This window comes from Azospirillum rugosum (assembly GCF_017876155.1).
Classification (GTDB): domain Bacteria; phylum Pseudomonadota; class Alphaproteobacteria; order Azospirillales; family Azospirillaceae; genus Azospirillum; species Azospirillum rugosum.
Genome location: NZ_JAGINP010000003.1, coordinates 122,276 through 138,425 on the forward strand (window position 1 = coordinate 122,276; position 16,150 = coordinate 138,425).

Below are 16,150 nucleotides of genomic sequence, written 5' to 3' on the forward strand. Positions count from 1 at the left end.
TCGCCGCATTGTGGTCAGATTCGGGCGATACCCCTTATGAGATAGAGCAAAATTTCCACGGCCTCCACAGCGATCCGCGTTCCGGCTCACTTGTCACGGGATGGCAGCAATGTGCGGCCGATGCAATTTGCCATAATGTTCCTTATGGGATTTATGGGCGCAGCTGGGGCAGGTTCTATCCTAAAGTCCAACTCTTGTAACAGTACAAGGGCTTAGCGGCTTCAGGGGGTCCGGATGGGCACGCAGTATTCCCACATCGATCTGACGGAACGGCGGCGCATTCAGAAAATGCGTGACGCCAAGGTGCCGGTGGCGGTGATCGCGGCGGAGCTGGGCCGCACGCGGCAGCCCAGCCCTTTTCATCCCCGAAGTGCTGCGACGCTCACTGCGGTGCCATCCGGATGGCGCCGTCCAGGCGGATCACGTCGCCGTTGAGCATTTCGTTCTCCAGGATGTGCTGCACCAGACGCGCGTACTCGTCAGGCCGGCCGAATCGCTTCGGGAACGGGACGCTGGCGGCGAGGCTGTCTTGAACCTCCTGCGGCATGTTCAGCAGCATCGGCGTGCCGATCAGGCCCGGCGCGATGGTCATGACGCGGATTCCGCTGCGGGCGAGGTCGCGCGCGGCGCAGATGGTCAGCGCGACGATGCCGCCCTTGGACGAAGCGTAGGCCGCCTGCCCGATCTGCCCCTCATAGGCGGCGACCGAGGCCGTGTTGACGATGACGCCACGCTCCCCCGATTCGAGCGGGTCGAGCGTGCCCATGTCGGCGGCGGCGAGGCGCAGCATGTTGAAGGTGCCGATCAGGTTGACCTCGATCACCTTGCGGAAGTCGTCCAGCGCCATCGGGCCGTCGCGGCCGACGATTCGCTTGGCCGGCGCGACACCGGCGCAGTTCACCAGGACGCGGGCCGGGCCATGGGCCGCGCGGGCGTCGGCGACGGCCTTCTCCGCAGATTCGGCGCTGGACACGTCGCACAGCAGGCCCAGGCCGCCGATCTCCTCCGCCACCTGTTTCACCGCCGCCTCGTTCATGTCGAGCACGGTGACCTTGGCGCCGAGCTTGGCGAGGTGACGGGCGGTCTCCGCGCCCATGCCGGACGCGCCACCGGTGACGATGGCCGCCTGACCGTTGATCTGCATGGTGTTTTCCCCCTGAATGATGATTTTCGTAGGTTGGGTGGAGCCGCAGGCGCAACCCAACACCGCTGGCGTGGCGACGTGTGTTGGGTTTCGCTGACGCTCCACCCAACCTACGCGGTCACATGCCGCCGGGGTAGTTCGGGCCGCCGCCGCCTTCGGGCACGACCCAGTTGATGTTCTGGGTGGGGTCCTTGATGTCGCAGGTCTTGCAGTGCACGCAGTTCTGCGCGTTGATCTGCAGCCGCGGGTTCGTCCCGTCCTCGTTGCGCACGATCTCGTACACGCCCGCCGGGCAGTAGCGCGTCTCCGGCGCGTCGTAGAGCGCCAGGTTCACCCGGATCGGCGTCTGCGGGTCCTTCAGCGTCAGGTGCGCCGGCTGGTTTTCCTCGTGGTTGGTGTTCGACAGGTACACCGACGACAGCCGGTCGAATGACACCACGCCGTCCGGCTTCGGGTAGGCGATCTTCGGCGCCTCGCCGGCCTTCTTCAGCGTCGCGTGGTCGCCGTGCTTGTGGTGCAGCGTCCAGGGCGACTTGCCCTTGGTGGCCGTCTCGTAGGCGGCGTTGGCCAGCCCCGCCCACAGCCCCTTCTGGAAGCCCGGGCGGATGTTGCGGACCTCAAACAGTTCCTTCCACACCCAGGACGCCTTCAGCGCCTCCGGGTAGGCGGTGACCTCACGCCCGTTGGTGCCGCCGGTCAGGTGCTCGAAGATCGCCTCGGCCGCCAGCATGCCCGACTTCATGGCGGTGTGGTTGCCCTTGATCTTCGGCACGTTCAGGAAGCCGGCGGCGTCGCCGACGATCAGCCCGCCGGGGAAGGTGAGCTTGGGGATCGACTGCAAGCCGCCCTCCGACAGCGCGCGGGCGCCGTAGGCGATGCGCCGGCCGCCCTCGAAGGTCGGGCGGATGGCCGGGTGCGTCTTGTAGCGCTGGAACTCCTCGAACGGCGAGAGGTGCGGGTTCTCGTAGTCGAGCCCGACCACGAAGCCGACCGACACCAGGTTGCCCTCCATGTGGTAGAGCCAGCTGCCGCCGTAGGTCTTGGGGTCCATCGGCCAGCCGATGGTGTGGACGATCAGGCCGGGCTGCGACTTGGCGGGGTCGACCTCCCACAGCTCCTTGATGCCGATGCCGTAGGTCTGCGGGTCGACGCCGTCGCGCAGGTCGAACTTGTCGAACAGCGTCTTGGTGAGCGAGCCGCGGCAGCCCTCGGCGAAGATGGTCTGCTTGGCGTGCAGCTCCATGCCCGGCGTGTAGTTGCCGGTGCGCTCGCCGTCCTTGCCGATGCCCATGTCGCCGGTGGCGACGCCCTTGACGGCGCCGTCCTCGTCGTAGAGCACCTCCGCCGCGGCGAAGCCGGGGTAGATCTCCACGCCCAGCTCCTCGGCCTGGGCGGCCATCCAGCGGGCGAGGTTGCCGAGGCTGATGATGTAGTTGCCGTGATTGTGCATCTGCGGCGGAGTGAAGGGCGACTTCAGCGCCTTGGTCGGGGTGAGAAAGAGGAAGCGGTCCTCGCGGGCCGGCGTGGTGAGGGGTGCCCCCTTCTCCTTCCAGTCCGGGATCAGCTCGTCGAGCGCGTGCGGCTCGAACACGGCGCCCGACAGCAGGTGGGCACCGACCTCCGAACCTTTCTCGATGACGCAGACCGACAGCTCCTGCCCGGCCTCATTGGCCAGCTGTTTCAGGCGGATGGCCGCGCTCAGGCCCGACGGGCCGGCTCCGACGACGAGGACGTCGTACTCCATCACCTCGCGCGGGTCGCGATCCATCGCCTCAGCCATGTCGGTTTTCCTCTTTTTCTTAGTGGGACAACAATACGGGCAGGGTCATCTGCCGCAGAATCTGGCGGGTGTTGCTGCCGCGGCCGAACAGCGGGAATAAGGAGCCGCCATAACCGCCGAAGCCGCCCATCACCAGCAGGTCGGCGCCGTGGTCGGAGGCGCGCGACAGCACGGCGTCCATGGGCGTCATGGTGCTGATGGTCAGGCGCTCCTGCTCCGCGGTCACACCGTGGCTCGCCAGATGCTCCAGGATATCCACCTGAGGAACGTTGCCGCCCTCCCCTCCTCCGGGATGCGTGTGGAAGGCGAGAAGAAGCACCGACGACGCCCGCTTCAGCAACGGCAGGGCGTCGTTCACGGCGCGCGCGGCCTCACGGCTGCCGTTCCAGGCGATGACCGGGCGGTCGCCCAGGCGCGGGAAGCGGCCGGCGTGGGGCACGACCAGGATCGGGCGTCCGGCGTTGAGCACCACCTCCTCGATCAGGTCCGGCGGCACGCGGTTGTCGCCGTTCGGGTCGTGCTGGCCGAAGATGGCGAGGTCGACGTAGCGGCAGCAGATGGTCGTCTCGGAAATGACGTGGCCGTATTCGCCGTGGCCGAGCTGCCACCAGCGGCATTTGACGCCGGCCTCGCGCGCCTTCGCCTCGAAGCTGTCCTTCGCCCGCTCCGCCGCCTGGAGCAGCGCCGGCCCGGCCCGCCGCGTGACGATGCCGGCGCCGGAGGTCTCGCTCTGCGCGAACAGGCCGGTCAGGGTGGCGCCATGGCTCTGCGCCAGGGACAGGGCGAGGGTCAGGCGCTCTTCGCACCGTTCGGTGTCGTCCAGATGCACCAGCAGGTTCGTGTAGCTCATGGCACCCTCCCCGTTTCAATTGTGTCCCCTCTCCCCTCTGGGGAGAGGGTTAGGGTGAGGGGGTCCTGCTTCGCTGGGACGTCCGGCAGAAGCGCAACCCCCTCACCCCGACCCTCTCCCCAGAGGGGAGAGGGAGATTGACTACGCACAGCCCCGCGCGCGGGCGACCTTGGACGCCGTCGGACGGGCGATGGCTTCGCTGATGTAGGCTCCCGCCGCGACCAGCCTGTCCAGATCCACGCCAGTGTCGATGCCCAGCCCGTTCAGCATGTAGAGCACGTCCTCGCTCGCCACGTTGCCCGATGCTCCCTTGGCGTAGGGACAGCCGCCCAGGCCGGCGACGGAGCTGTCCACCACCGCCACGCCCAGCTCCAGCGCCGCCAGGATGTTGGCGAGCGCCTGCCCGTAGGTGTCGTGGAAGTGGACGGCGATCCGGTCCATCGGCACGCGCTCCGCCACCGCGGCGATCATCGCCTGGGCCTTGCTCGGCGTGCCGGTGCCGATGGTGTCGCCGAGCGAGATCTCGTAGCAGCCCATGGCGAGCAGCTTGCCCGCCACGTCGGCCACCGCGGCCGGCGCGATCTCCCCCTCATAGGGGCAGCCGAGCACGCAGGAGACGTAGCCGCGCACCGGCAGTCCCTGGGCCTTGGCGGCCTCCATGACGGGCGCGAAGCGCTCCAGGCTCTCGGCGATGGAGCAGTTGATGTTCTTCTGGCTGAAGCTTTCGGAGGCCGCGCCGAAGACCGCTACCTCGTCGGCCTTGGCGGCGAGCGCGCCCTCCAGTCCCTTGGCGTTCGGCGTCAGCGCGACGTAGCGCACACCCGGCTTGCGCCGGATTCCGGCGAAGACGTCGGGCGTGTCGGCCATCTGCGGGACCCACTTGGGCGAGACGAAGCTGCCGGCCTCGATCGCCGTCAGGCCGGCGTCGGTCAGGCGGTCCACCAGCCCGATCTTCACGTCGGTGGGGACGATCTGCTTTTCGTTCTGGAGGCCGTCGCGCGGGCCGACCTCCACCATGCGGACGAATTTGGGCAGGCGCATGCTCATTTCTCCTCCCCGACGTCGAGGACCAGCAGGTCCACGCCTTCGGACACCTGATCGCCGGCCGCGAAGTTCACGGCGGTGACGGTGCCGGCGGCCGGAGCCTTGATGGTGTGCTCCATCTTCATGGCTTCCAGCAGCATCAGCGGCGCCCCGGCTTCCACCGCCTGGCCGGGCTCGACCAGCACGCGGACGACGGTGCCCGGCATCGGCGCCGTCAGACGGCCGGAGCCGCCCTCCTGGTCAGCGGCGCGGGCGGTCGGGTCGTCGAGGTGCAGGCGCCACACCGACCCGTCCGACAGGATGGTCAGGTCGAGGCCCTGGAAGACCACCGTGGCGCGGGTGCGCACGCGGTCGATGGTGGCGGTCAGCGTCTCGCCGTCCCAGGCCACGTTCTCGGCGCGGATCGCCGGGCGGCCCTCCACCTCCACCTCGTAGCCGGTCGGGCGGAAATGCAGGGTCAGCGGGCGCGGCGTCTCGCCGTCGATCAGGCGCAGGTCATGGTGGTTGTCGTCGTTCAGGCGCCAGCCGCTGGCCGACAGCCAGGGCGAGTGCGGGTCCGACGCGGCGCGGCGGGCCTTCTTCGTCTCGGCGTTGCGGCGGAGCAGAACGGCGAGCGCCGCCAGCACCAGCCCGCGGTCAGGCACCGGAGCCGGCGGGGGCAGCAGGTCGGCGCGATAGCGCTCGATGAAGCCGGTGTCGATCTCCACCCCGCGGAAGGCCGGGTGCGCCGCGATGGCGCCCAGGAAGCCGACGTTGGTGGTGACGCCGACGACCTCGTAGGCGCCCAGGGCCACGCGCAGGCGGCGCAGGGCTGCGTCGCGGTCCTCGTCCCAGACGATCAGCTTGGCGATCATCGGGTCGTAGAACATGGTGACTTCGTCGCCCTCACGGACGCCGGTGTCGACACGGACATGCTCGTTTTCCGCCGGCGGGCGCAGGCGGACGAGGCGGCCGATGGCCGGCAGGAATTCCCGCTGCGGATCCTCGGCGTAGAGCCGCGCCTCGAAGGCGTGGCCGCGGCGGGTCAACTGGTCCTGCTTCAGAGGAAGCGTGCCGCCGGCCGCCACGCGCAGCTGCCACTCCACCAGATCCTGGCCGGTGATCTTCTCGGTCACCGGATGCTCGACCTGGAGGCGGGTGTTCATCTCGATGAAGTAGAAGCCGCCGTCCTCGTACAGGAACTCCACCGTGCCGGCGCCGACGTAGTTCACCGCCTTGGCGGCGGCCACGGCGGCCTCGCCCATGCGGCGGCGCAGGTCGTCGGGCAGGCTGGGGGCCGGGGCCTCCTCGATCACCTTCTGGTGGCGGCGCTGGATGGAGCAGTCGCGCTCGAACAGATAGACGCCGTTGCCGTGGGTGTCGCAGAAGACCTGGATTTCCACGTGGCGCGGCCGGCCGAGATACTTTTCCAGCAGCACGCTGTCGTCGCCGAAGGCGGCCTTCGCCTCGCGCTTGGCGCCGGCCACCGCGTCGGCGAACTCGGCCGGGGCGCGCACCACGCGCATGCCCTTGCCGCCGCCGCCGGCCGAGGCCTTGACGAGCACCGGGAAGCCGATGCGCTGCGCCTCCGCGGCCAGCGTCTCCAGGTCCTGCGCCTCCCCATGGTAGCCGGGGACGAGCGGCACGTCGGCCTGGGCCATGACGCGCTTGGACTCCGCCTTGGAGCCCATGACGCGGATCGCCTCGATCGGCGGGCCGATGAAGACCACGCCGGCCTCCGCGCAGGCCGCCGCGAAGCCGGCGTTCTCCGACAGGAAGCCGTAGCCGGGGTGGATGGCCTGGGCGCCGGTCTGCTTGGCCACATTCAGGATCACGTCGCCGCGCAGGTAGCTTTCGCCGACCGGAGCGGGGCCGATGCAGACGGCCTCGTCGGCCATCTCCACATGCATGGCGCGGGCGTCGGCCTCCGAATAGACGGCGACGGTGCGGATGCCCATGCGGCGGGCGGTGCGGATGACGCGGCAGGCGATCTCGCCGCGGTTCGCGATCAGAATCTTGTCGAACATCGGTCTCAGCTCCGCCACGCCGGTTCACGCTTGTCCAGAAAGGCGCCCACGCCCTCCTTCCCCTCGTCGCTCGCCCGCTGTCGGGCGATGCGCTGGGCGGTGTCGAGCATCACGTCGGTGCTCATCGGCCGGCGCGCCACGGCGCGGACCAGCTCCTTCGCCGCGGTCTGCGAGGCCGGGCCGCATTGCAGCAGATTGCGCAGGGTGGACGCTACGGCGCCTTCCAGCTCCTCCGCCTTCACGGTCTGGTGCAGCAGGCCGAGCCGCAGGGCTTCCGCGGCGGAGAAGCGCTCGGCCGTGAGGAAGTAGCGGCGGCAGGCGCGCTCGCCCATCGCGGCGATGACGTAGGGGCTGATGACCGCGGGGATCAGGCCAAGCCGCACCTCGGTCAGCGCGAAGCTGGCCGTGTCGGCGGAAATGGCGATGTCGCAGGCGGCGACCAGCCCCACCCCACCGCCGAAGGCCGACCCCTGCACCACGGCGACCGTGGGCTTCGGGCATTCGTCCAGCGTGCGCAGCATGGTGGCGAGGCCCATGGCGTCCTGGACATTCTCCTCGTGGCTGTAGCCGGCCATCTTCTTCATCCAGCCGAGGTCGGCGCCAGCGGAGAAGCTTTTCCCCGCCCCACGCAGCAGGACGGCGCGGACGGCCGGATCGGCGCCCAGCTTCCGGAAGGCGTCGGTCAGGTCGGCGATGACGTGCTCGTTGAAGGCGTTGTGCACCTCGCCCCGGTTCATGGTGACGGTGGCGACGCCATTTGCGGCCGTGTCGATCAGAATGTCGCTCATGCTTCGGACCCCCATCACATCCGGAAGACGCCGAAGGTGGTCTTCTCGACCGGCGCGTTCAGCGATGCCGACAGGCCGAGGCCCAGCACCATGCGGGTGTCCGCCGGGTCGATGATGCCGTCGTCCCACAGCCGGGCGGAGGCGTAGTAGGGATGCCCCTGGTGCTCGTACTGCTGGCGGATCGGGGCCTTGAAGGCCTCCTCCTCCTCCGGCGCCCAGCTCTTGCCCTGGGACTCCATGGCGTCGCGGCGGACCTGGGCGAGCACGCCGGCCGCCTGCTCCCCGCCCATGACGGAGATGCGGGAGTTCGGCCACATCCAGAGGAAGCGCGGGCTGTAGGCGCGGCCGCACATGCCGTAGTTGCCGGCGCCGTAGCTGCCGCCGATGATGACCGTGAATTTCGGCACCTTGGCGCAGGCGACGGCGGTGACCAGCTTGGCCCCGTCCTTGGCGATGCCGCCAGCCTCGTACTTGCGGCCGACCATGAAGCCGGTGATGTTCTGCAGGAAGACCAGCGGAATGCCGCGCTGGCAGCACAGCTCAACAAAGTGCGCGCCCTTCAGGGCGGATTCGCTGAACAGGATGCCGTTGTTGGCGATGATGCCGACGGGATAGCCGAAGATGTGGGCGAAGCCGCAGACCAGCGTCGTGCCGTAGAGCGGCTTGAACTCGTCCAGCACCGAGCCGTCCACGACGCGGGCGATCACCTCGCGCACGTCGAAGGGCTTGCGCGGGTCGCTGGGGATCACGCCGTACAGCTCGCGCGGGTCGTAGGCCGGCTCCTGCGGGTCGCGCAGGTCGAGGTCGATGCGCTTGGTGCGGTTCAGGTTCGACACGACCTTGCGCGCCATGGCGAGCGCGTGCGCGTCGTTCAGCGCGTAATGGTCGGTGACGCCGGAGGTGCGGGAGTGGACGTCGGCCCCGCCCAGATCCTCGGCGGAGACCACCTCGCCGGTCGCGGCCTTTACCAGCGGCGGGCCGCCCAGGAAGATGGTGCCCTGGTTGCGGACGATGATCGCCTCGTCCGACATGGCCGGGACATAGGCGCCGCCGGCCGTGCAGCTGCCCATGACCACCGCGATCTGCGGGATGCCCTGGGCCGACATGTTGGCCTGGTTGAAGAAGATGCGGCCGAAATGGTCGCGATCGGGAAAGACCTCGTCCTGGTTCGGCAGGTTGGCGCCGCCCGAATCCACCAGATAGATGCAGGGCAGGTTGTTCTGCTGGGCGACTTCCTGCGCACGCAGGTGCTTCTTGACGGTCAGCGGGAAATAGGTGCCGCCCTTCACGGTGGCGTCGTTGACGACCACCATGCATTCCTGGCCGGCGACGCTGCCGATGCCGGTGATGATGCCGGCCGCCGGGATGTCGTCGTCATAGACCTGGTAGCCGGCCATCTGCGACAGCTCCAGGAACGGCGAGCCGACGTCGAGCAGCTGGCGGATGCGCTCACGCGGCAGCAGCTTGCCGCGCGACAAATGCTTGTCGCGCGCCTTCGCGCCGCCGCCCTGCTTGATGGCGCCGACCTTCTCGCGCAGGTCGGCGACCAGCGCGGACATGGCGTCGGCGTTCGTCTGGAACTCGGCGGAGCGCGCGTTCAGGGCGCTCTTCAGGACGGTCATGGCCGTCGTCCTCCCGTCTTCTTCTTTGTTGCCGGTGTTGTTGCCGTTGGGTTTCGGCTTCGCCTGCACCCAACCTACGCGGTCATCCGTAGGTTGGGTGGAGCGCGGCGAAACCCAACACCCCCCTTTAAGAAGCAAGCGCGCGGCTGATGACCAGCCGCTGGATGTCGCTGGTGCCCTCGTAGATCTGGCAGACGCGGACGTCGCGGTAGATGCGCTCCACCGGGAAGTCGTTCAGGTAGCCATAGCCGCCGTGGATCTGGATGGCGTCGGAGCAGACGCGCTCCGCGATCTCCGAGGCGAACAGCTTCGCCATGGCGGCTTCCTTCAGGCAGGGCTCGCCCGCGTCGCGGAGGGAGGCTGCGTGCAGGACCAGCTGCCGCGCGGCCTCCACCTTCGTCGCCATGTCGGCCAGCCGGAAGGCCACCGCCTGGTGCTGGATGATCGGCACGCCCATGCTCTGCCGCTCCTGCGCGTAGCGGACGGCGTGGTCGAGGGCGGAACGCGCCATGCCCACGGACTGGGAGGCGATGCCGATGCGCCCGCCCTCCAGGTTGGCGAGCGCCACCCGGTAGCCGCCGCCCTCCGCACCCAGCATCAGGTCGGCCGGGATGCGGCAGTCCTCCAGCACGATCTGGCAGGTGTCGGAGCAGCTTTGGCCCAGCTTCTCCTCGACGCGGGCGACTTGGAAGCCGGGCGTGTCGGTCGGCACGATGAAGGCGGTGATGCCCTTCTTGCCGGCGTCCGGGTTGCTGACCGCGAAGACGATGGCGACGTCGGCGTTCTTGCCCGACGTGATGAACTGCTTGGTGCCGTTCAGGACCCAGTGGTTGCCGTCGCGGCGCGCGCGGGTCTTGATGGCCGCCGCGTCGGACCCGGCTTGCGGCTCGGTCAGGCAGAAGCAGCCGAGCTGTTCGCCGCGCGCCATCGGCTTCAGGAAGCGTTCCTTCTGCTCGGGGCTGCCGAATTTCAGGATCGGCATACAGCCGACGGAGTTGTGCACGCTCATGATGGTGGAGATGGCGCCGTCGCCGGCCGCGATCTCCTCGATGGCGAGCGCGTAAGCGACGTGGTCGGTGCCGGCGCCGTCGAACTCGTCGGGCACCAGCATGCCCATCAGGCCGAGCTGGCCCATCTCGGCCAGTTCCTCCCTGGGGAAGGCGCCGGTCCGGTCGCGTTCGGCGGCGGTTGGCGCCAGCCGCTCCGTCGAGAACGCGCGCGCCATGTCGCGCACCATCCGCTGCTCTTCCGTCAGCCGCATGTGTTTCCTCCCGAATGCCATTGCCCCCACCCTCCCCGCTTCGCGGGTCCCCTCCCTCCCCTGCGTAGCGGGGGAGGGTTAGGGTGGGGGCAATACTCCCCCTCAGACCAACTCCACCGCCACCGCCGTGGCCTCGCCGCCGCCGATGCAGAGCGAGGCGACGCCGCGCTTCAGCCCGTTCTTCTCCAGCGCCGCCAGCAGCGTCACCAGGATGCGCGCACCCGAGGCGCCGATAGGGTGGCCCAGCGCGCAGGCGCCGCCGTGGACGTTGATCTTGTCGTGGGGAATATCGAGTTCGCGCATCGCGGCCATGGCGACCACGGCAAAGGCCTCGTTCAGCTCAAAGAGGTCCACGTCCTTGGCCGACCAGCCGGCGCGCTCCAGCACCTTGTTGATGGCGCCCACGGGCGCGGTGGTGAACCAGGCCGGGGCCTGGGCGTGGTTGGAATGCGCCTTGATCTCCGCGATGATCGGCAGGCCCAGCTTCTCCGCGTTCGACCGGGTGGTCAGCACGAGCGCCGCCGCACCGTCGGAGATGGAGGAGGCGTTAGCGGCCGTTACCGTGCCGTCCTTGGCGAAGGCGGGCTTCAGCGTCGGGATCTTGGCCGGGTCGGCTTTCAGCGGCTGCTCGTCCTTGTCCACCACCGTGTCGCCTTTGCGGCCCTTGACCGTGATGGCGGTGATTTCCTTCTGGAAGCTGCCATCCTCGGTGGCGCGCTTGGCGCGGGCCAGGCTTTCCACGGCGTAGGCGTCCTGGGCCTCGCGGGTGAACTGGTAATGGGTGGCGCATTCCTCCGCGAAGGTGCCCATCAGCCGGCCGCGGTCATAGGCGTCCTCCAGCCCATCGAGGAACATGTGGTCGAGCACCTTGCCGTGCCCCAGCCGGTAGCCGCCGCGCGCGCGGTCCAGCAGGTAGGGGGCGTTCGACATGCTCTCCATGCCGCCGGCCACCATGACCGAGGCCGAGCCGGCCTTGATCAGGTCGGTGGCGAGCATCACCGCCTTCATGCCCGAGCCGCAGACCTTGGAGATGGTGGTGCAGCCCGCGGCCTCCGGAATGCCGGCGCCGATGGAGGCCTGGCGGGCGGGCGCCTGGCCGAGGCCGGCCGGCAGCACGTTGCCCATGAAGACCTCGTCCACGGCGTCGGGCGACAGGCCGGCGCGCTCCAGCGCCGCCTTGATCGCGGCGGAGCCGAGCTGCGGCGCAGTCAGGCCCTGCAACTCGCCCTGGAAGCCGCCCATCGGCGTGCGGGCGGCGCCCGCGATGACAACGGTGTCGGTCATGACCCTCTTCCCCTCCCTTGGCGCTTACGCCGTTTCCTTGAACAGCTCGCGGCCGATCAGCATGCGGCGGATCTCGCTGGTGCCGGCGCCGATCTCGTAGAGCTTGGCGTCGCGCAGCAGGCGGCCCGTCGGGTATTCGTTGATGTAGCCGTTGCCACCCAGGGTTTGAATGGCCTCCAGCGCCATCCAGGTCGCCTTTTCCGCGGCGTAGAGGATCGCGCCGGCGGCGTCCTTGCGGGTGGTCTCGCCGCGGTCGCAGGCCTTGGCGACGGTGTACACGTAGGCCTTGGCGGCGTTCATGATCGTGTACATGTCGGCGATCTTGCCCTGCATCAGCTGGAACTCGCCGATGGACTGGCCGAACTGCTTGCGGTCGTGGATGTAGGGAATGACCACGTCCATGCAGGCCTGCATGATGCCGAGCGGCCCGCCGGCCAGCACAGCGCGCTCGTAGTCCAGGCCCGACATCAGCACGTTCACGCCGCGCCCGACGCCGCCCAGGATGTTCTCCTCCGGCACCTCGCAGTCCTCGAACACCAGCTCCCCGGTGTTGGAGCCGCGCATGCCCAGCTTGTCGAGCTTCTGCGCAACGGAGAAGCCCTTGAACGACTTCTCGATCAGGAAGGCGGTGATGCCCTTCGGGCCGGCGTTGACGTCGGTCTTGGCGTAGACCACCAGCGTGTCGGCGTCCGGGCCGTTGGTGATCCACATCTTGGTGCCGTTCAGGACGTAGCGGTCGCCCGTCTTCTCGGCGCGCAGCTTCATCGACACGACGTCGGAGCCCGCGTTCGGCTCCGACATGGCGAGCGCGCCGATGTGCTCGCCGGAGATCAGCTTCGGCAGGTAGCGGCGCTTCTGCTCCTCCGTGCCGTTCTTGCGGATCTGGTTGACGCAGAGGTTGGAGTGCGCGCCGTAGCTGAGGCCGACCGAGGCGGAGGCGCGGGAGATCTCCTCCATCGCCACGACATGCTCCAGGTAGCCCATGCCGGCCCCGCCATACTCCTCCTCCGCCGTGATGCCGAGCACGCCGAGGTCGCCGAACTTGCGCCACAGCTCGTTCGGGAACTCGTTGGTCCGGTCGATCTCCGCCGCGCGGGGAGCGATCTCGTCGGCGGCGAAGCTGCGCACCGAATCGCGCAGCATGTCCGCGGATTCGCCGAGGTCGAAGTTCAGGGTCGGGTACTGGTTGGACAGCATGGTCTGGGCGCTCCCCCGATGATCGCTTTTTCTTTCTGCCATACGGCTGCGTATGGGACCGTACGGTAGCGTATGGACGTGGGCGTGGCAAGGGGTAGTGGGGAGTGGTCGTACTGGGCCCCCACCCTAACCCTCCCCCACCTTCGGCGAGGGAGGGAACTGCCGCCGGGCGTTCCTGAAAGCCCTCCCCCGCGAAGTGGGGGAGGGTTGGGTGGGGGCCCAGTGCGACCACTCCCCCACCCCACCTCACTTCATGTTGATCATGATCGTCTTCTTGTGGGTGAAGTGCTCCAGCATCGCCTCCAGCGAGGCTTCCTTGCCGAGGCCGGAGGCCTTCACGCCGCCGTAGGAGATGTTCGGCTGCACGACCAGGTTCTGGTTGACCTGGACGAGGCCCGCCTCCAGACGGTGCACCGCGTCCATGGCCAGCTTCAGGTCGCGGGTCCAGATGGTGGCGGCGAGGCCGTATTCGGTGTCGTTGGCCTGCGCGATCACCTCTTCATAGTCGGTCCAGCGGATGACGCAGCAGACCGGGCCGAAGATCTCCTCCTGCGCGATGCGGTCGCTGTTCTTCACGCCGGTGAAGATGTGCGGCTGGACGTAGAGGCCCTTGGTCAGGTGCTCCGCCGTCGGCATGGCGGAGCAGACATGCGCGGTCGCCCCGCCTTCCTTGCCGATGGCGATGTAGCTCTGCACGCGGTCCATCTGCTGCGGGGAGACGATGGTGCCGATGTCGGTCGTCTCGTCCAGCGGATCGCCCATCTTCATGGCGTCCACCTTCTCCTTCAGCTTGGCGACGAAGGCGTCGTGGATGCTGTCGTGGACGAAGATGCGGGACGACGCCGTGCAGCTCTGGCCCTGGCGGGTGAAGCGCATGCCGGCGATGGCGCCCGCGATGGCCTGATCCATGTCCGCGTCGGCGCAGACGATCATCGGGCTCTTGCCGCCCAGCTCCAGCGTCACCGGGATCAGCTTTTCGGCGGCGGTCTTGTAGACGATCTTGCCGGTCTCGACCGAGCCGGTGAAGGTCACCTTGTGCACGTCCTTGTGCGCGACAAGCGGTGCGCCGCATTCCGGCCCGTAGCCCGAGAGGATGTTCACGAGGCCGGCCGGCAGCACCGTGTTGATCAGCTGCACGACGCGCAGCACGGCAAGCGGCGCCTCCTCCGCCGACTTCACCACCACGGCGTTGCCCGCCACCATAGCCGGGGCGATCTTCAGCGCCATCAGCAGTAGGGGCACGTTCCACGGGATGATCGCGCCGACGACGCCGACGGGCTCGCGCACGGTCATGGTCAGCATGGACGGGTTGAAGGGCACCGTTTCGCCCTTCAGCTCCGGCGCCAGGCCGCCGAAGAAGACGAAGGCGTCGGCCAGCACGCCGGCCTCGACGCGCGATTCGGTGCGCAGCGCCTTGCCGGTCTCCAGCGCGATCAGCTTGGCGATCTCTTCCTTGTGGGCGTCCAGGATGCGCCCGCACTCGGCGACCAGCTTGCCGCGCTCGCGCGCCGGGCGCTTGGCCCACTCCTTCTGGGCGGCCTTGGCGGAAGCGACCGCGGCGTCCACGTCGGCGGCCTCGCCGAAGGCCGCCTGGGCGACGGTCTCGCCCGTGGCCGGGTTCACCACCGGGAAGGTCTTGCCCGAGGAGGCCGGGCGGAACTCCCCGCCGAAGAAGTGCTTGCCCGACAGCGCCGTGGCGAGCGCGAAGGGGTCAAGCTGCAGGTCGGTGCTGACGCTCATTTCTCAGGGATCCTCTTGGTATCGGGTCGTTTGTTCTTAGTTCAGGTCCGCGTGTCGTCGATGACCTTGCCGTCGTTCGGCAGGGTGCCGGGGGCGACGAACTCCACGGTCCCCTTCAATTTGGTGACGGACGCCAGAGTTTCACGCAAGGAGGACGCGAGCGCCTCGCCCGATTCCGCCGCCTCGCAGCGGAGAGTCATGGTGTCATTGGCGTCCTGCCGCCCGACGACCAGCCGGGCCTTGGCCACTTGCGGGTGGCGGCGGACGACCTCCGCGACCTGCTGCGGGTGGACGAACATGCCCTTGACCTTGGTGGTCTGGTCGGCGCGGCCCATCCAGCCCTTCAGCCGCATGTTGGTCCGCCCGCAGGGGCTCTGGCCCGGCAGAACGGCCGACAGGTCGCCGGTGGCGAAGCGGACCAGCGGGTAGGCCGGGTTGAAGATGGTCACCACCACCTCCCCCACCTCGCCTTCCGGTACGGGATCCCCGGTGCCCGGCCGCACGATCTCGATGATGGCGCCCTCCTCCACCACCAGCCCGGCGCGGGCCGGCGTCTCGTAGGCGACGATGCCGAGATCCGCGGTGCCGTAGCTCTGGTACACATTGATGCCGCGCCCCTCGTAGAAGGCGCGGGCGTCGGGCAGGAACGGGCCGCCGGCGACGTGGCCGACCTTGAGCGAGGATACGTCGAGGCCAAGCTCGTCGCCTTTCTCCAGGATGATCTTCAGGAAGTCCGGCGTGCCGATGTAGGCCTTGGGCTTCAGCTGCGCGATCACCTGGGCCTGCATCTCCGTGTTGCCGGTGCCGGCCGGGATGACCGCGGCCCCCAGCGCGTGCGCGCCGGTCTCGAACATCGAGCCGGCGGGCGTCAGGTGATAGGCGAAGCAGTTCTGCACCAGGTCCCCGCCGCGGATGCCCGAGGCGTACAGCGCGCGCGCGGAGCGCCAGGGGTCCTTCCCGTGCGGCTCCGGATCATGGATCGGGCCGGGCGAGGCGAAGACGCGGGCGAGTTGCCCGATGGCGATAGCGGCCAGCCCGCCGAAGGGCGGCGCGTCCTTCTGCAGCGCGATGAGGTCCGACTTGCGCGTCACCGGCAGCCGCGAAAGCGCGGCCCGGTCGCGGATCGAGGCCGGGTCGACGTCGGCCAGCAGCCGCGCGAAGTACGGCGCGTTCGCCCTGGCGTGCGCGATCTGCGCCGGCAGCGCGGCGAACAGCTCCGCCTCGCGCTGGTCGGGGGAACGGGTTTCGAGTTGGTCGTAGAAGTCGGACACCGATGCCTCCGGCGTTTTTCTTTGGTTCGGTGGTCGCGTTGGGCCCCGACGAGTTCTAGCGTTGGGCCCCAACAAGTTGTCGCATTGGGCCCCCACCCTAACCCTCCCCCATCTTCGACGGGGGAGGGAACTCCGCTGCTCCCGCGCTCAACCCCTCCCCCCG

General features: G+C 68.8%; 12 protein-coding genes and 1 pseudogene. 1 reads left to right on the forward strand and 12 read right to left on the reverse strand.

Annotated features, from left to right (window positions below; translation table 11 throughout):
- Nucleotides 1–234: 234 nt before the first annotated feature.
- Nucleotides 235–345 (forward strand): annotated as a pseudogene (locus J2851_RS36670) (helix-turn-helix domain-containing protein); the annotation flags it as partial.
- A 37-nt stretch (nucleotides 346–382) separates the two neighbouring features.
- Here the strand turns inward: J2851_RS36670 and J2851_RS05465 are convergent.
- From J2851_RS05465 to J2851_RS05520, 12 genes are all read right to left on the reverse strand, one after another.
- A complete protein-coding gene (locus J2851_RS05465; RefSeq protein WP_209764794.1) occupies nucleotides 383–1,144 on the reverse strand; it encodes an SDR family NAD(P)-dependent oxidoreductase in 762 nt (253 codons plus the stop codon).
- A gap of 118 nt (nucleotides 1,145–1,262) precedes the next feature.
- Nucleotides 1,263–2,912 (reverse strand): electron transfer flavoprotein-ubiquinone oxidoreductase, encoded by a 1,650-nt coding sequence (locus J2851_RS05470; protein WP_209765071.1) that lies wholly within the window; start codon nucleotides 2,910–2,912, stop codon nucleotides 1,263–1,265.
- 31 nt (nucleotides 2,913–2,943) lie between these two features.
- Entirely contained in the window at nucleotides 2,944–3,774 is an 831-nt protein-coding gene (locus tag J2851_RS05475; RefSeq protein ID WP_209764795.1) for a universal stress protein, read from the reverse strand.
- Between the two features lie 141 nt (nucleotides 3,775–3,915).
- Nucleotides 3,916–4,815 (reverse strand): hydroxymethylglutaryl-CoA lyase, encoded by a 900-nt coding sequence (locus tag J2851_RS05480; protein ID WP_209764796.1) that lies wholly within the window; start codon nucleotides 4,813–4,815, stop codon nucleotides 3,916–3,918.
- Between the two features lie 2 nt (nucleotides 4,816–4,817).
- On the reverse strand, nucleotides 4,818–6,824 hold the full coding sequence (locus J2851_RS05485; RefSeq protein WP_209764797.1) for an acetyl/propionyl/methylcrotonyl-CoA carboxylase subunit alpha: 2,007 nt from the start codon (nucleotides 6,822–6,824) through the stop codon (nucleotides 4,818–4,820).
- Between the two features lie 5 nt (nucleotides 6,825–6,829).
- Nucleotides 6,830–7,612, reverse strand: coding sequence for an enoyl-CoA hydratase/isomerase family protein (locus J2851_RS05490; RefSeq protein ID WP_209764799.1), 783 nt, complete (start codon nucleotides 7,610–7,612; stop codon nucleotides 6,830–6,832).
- 14 nt (nucleotides 7,613–7,626) lie between these two features.
- A complete protein-coding gene (locus J2851_RS05495) occupies nucleotides 7,627–9,234 on the reverse strand; it encodes a carboxyl transferase domain-containing protein (RefSeq protein WP_209764801.1) in 1,608 nt (535 codons plus the stop codon).
- A gap of 127 nt (nucleotides 9,235–9,361) precedes the next feature.
- Nucleotides 9,362–10,495: an acyl-CoA dehydrogenase gene (locus tag J2851_RS05500; RefSeq protein WP_209764803.1), complete on the reverse strand. Its 1,134-nt coding sequence runs from the start codon at nucleotides 10,493–10,495 to the stop codon at nucleotides 9,362–9,364.
- Nucleotides 10,496–10,597: 102 nt separating this feature from the next.
- On the reverse strand, nucleotides 10,598–11,779 hold the full coding sequence (locus J2851_RS05505; RefSeq protein ID WP_209764805.1) for an acetyl-CoA C-acyltransferase: 1,182 nt from the start codon (nucleotides 11,777–11,779) through the stop codon (nucleotides 10,598–10,600).
- Nucleotides 11,780–11,803: 24 nt separating this feature from the next.
- Entirely contained in the window at nucleotides 11,804–12,976 is a 1,173-nt protein-coding gene (locus J2851_RS05510) for an isovaleryl-CoA dehydrogenase (RefSeq protein ID WP_209764807.1), read from the reverse strand.
- A 246-nt stretch (nucleotides 12,977–13,222) separates the two neighbouring features.
- The gene (locus J2851_RS05515; protein WP_209764809.1) at nucleotides 13,223–14,716 is read right to left on the reverse strand and encodes an aldehyde dehydrogenase family protein; all 1,494 of its coding nucleotides are present in this window, start codon (nucleotides 14,714–14,716) and stop codon (nucleotides 13,223–13,225) included.
- 41 nt (nucleotides 14,717–14,757) lie between these two features.
- A complete protein-coding gene (locus J2851_RS05520; RefSeq protein WP_209764811.1) occupies nucleotides 14,758–15,987 on the reverse strand; it encodes a phenylacetate--CoA ligase family protein in 1,230 nt (409 codons plus the stop codon).
- Nucleotides 15,988–16,150 lie beyond the last annotated feature (163 nt).

What these genes read in the sequence shown, in the direction of transcription:
- J2851_RS05475 (WP_209764795.1), bottom strand. Translation starts at nt 3,774, where the DNA reads ATGAGCTACACGAACCTGCTGGTGCATCTGGACGACACCGAACGGTGC.
- J2851_RS05515 (WP_209764809.1), bottom strand. Translation starts at nt 14,716, where the DNA reads ATGAGCGTCAGCACCGACCTGCAGCTTGACCCCTTCGCGCTCGCCACG.
- J2851_RS05505 (WP_209764805.1), bottom strand. Translation starts at nt 11,779, where the DNA reads ATGACCGACACCGTTGTCATCGCGGGCGCCGCCCGCACGCCGATGGGC.
- J2851_RS05495 (WP_209764801.1), bottom strand. Translation starts at nt 9,234, where the DNA reads ATGACCGTCCTGAAGAGCGCCCTGAACGCGCGCTCCGCCGAGTTCCAG.
- J2851_RS05480 (WP_209764796.1), bottom strand. Translation starts at nt 4,815, where the DNA reads ATGCGCCTGCCCAAATTCGTCCGCATGGTGGAGGTCGGCCCGCGCGAC.
- J2851_RS05465 (WP_209764794.1), bottom strand. Translation starts at nt 1,144, where the DNA reads ATGCAGATCAACGGTCAGGCGGCCATCGTCACCGGTGGCGCGTCCGGC.
- J2851_RS05485 (WP_209764797.1), bottom strand. Translation starts at nt 6,824, where the DNA reads ATGTTCGACAAGATTCTGATCGCGAACCGCGGCGAGATCGCCTGCCGC.
- J2851_RS05500 (WP_209764803.1), bottom strand. Translation starts at nt 10,495, where the DNA reads ATGCGGCTGACGGAAGAGCAGCGGATGGTGCGCGACATGGCGCGCGCG.
- J2851_RS05490 (WP_209764799.1), bottom strand. Translation starts at nt 7,612, where the DNA reads ATGAGCGACATTCTGATCGACACGGCCGCAAATGGCGTCGCCACCGTC.
- J2851_RS05470 (WP_209765071.1), bottom strand. Translation starts at nt 2,912, where the DNA reads ATGGATCGCGACCCGCGCGAGGTGATGGAGTACGACGTCCTCGTCGTC.
- J2851_RS05510 (WP_209764807.1), bottom strand. Translation starts at nt 12,976, where the DNA reads ATGCTGTCCAACCAGTACCCGACCCTGAACTTCGACCTCGGCGAATCC.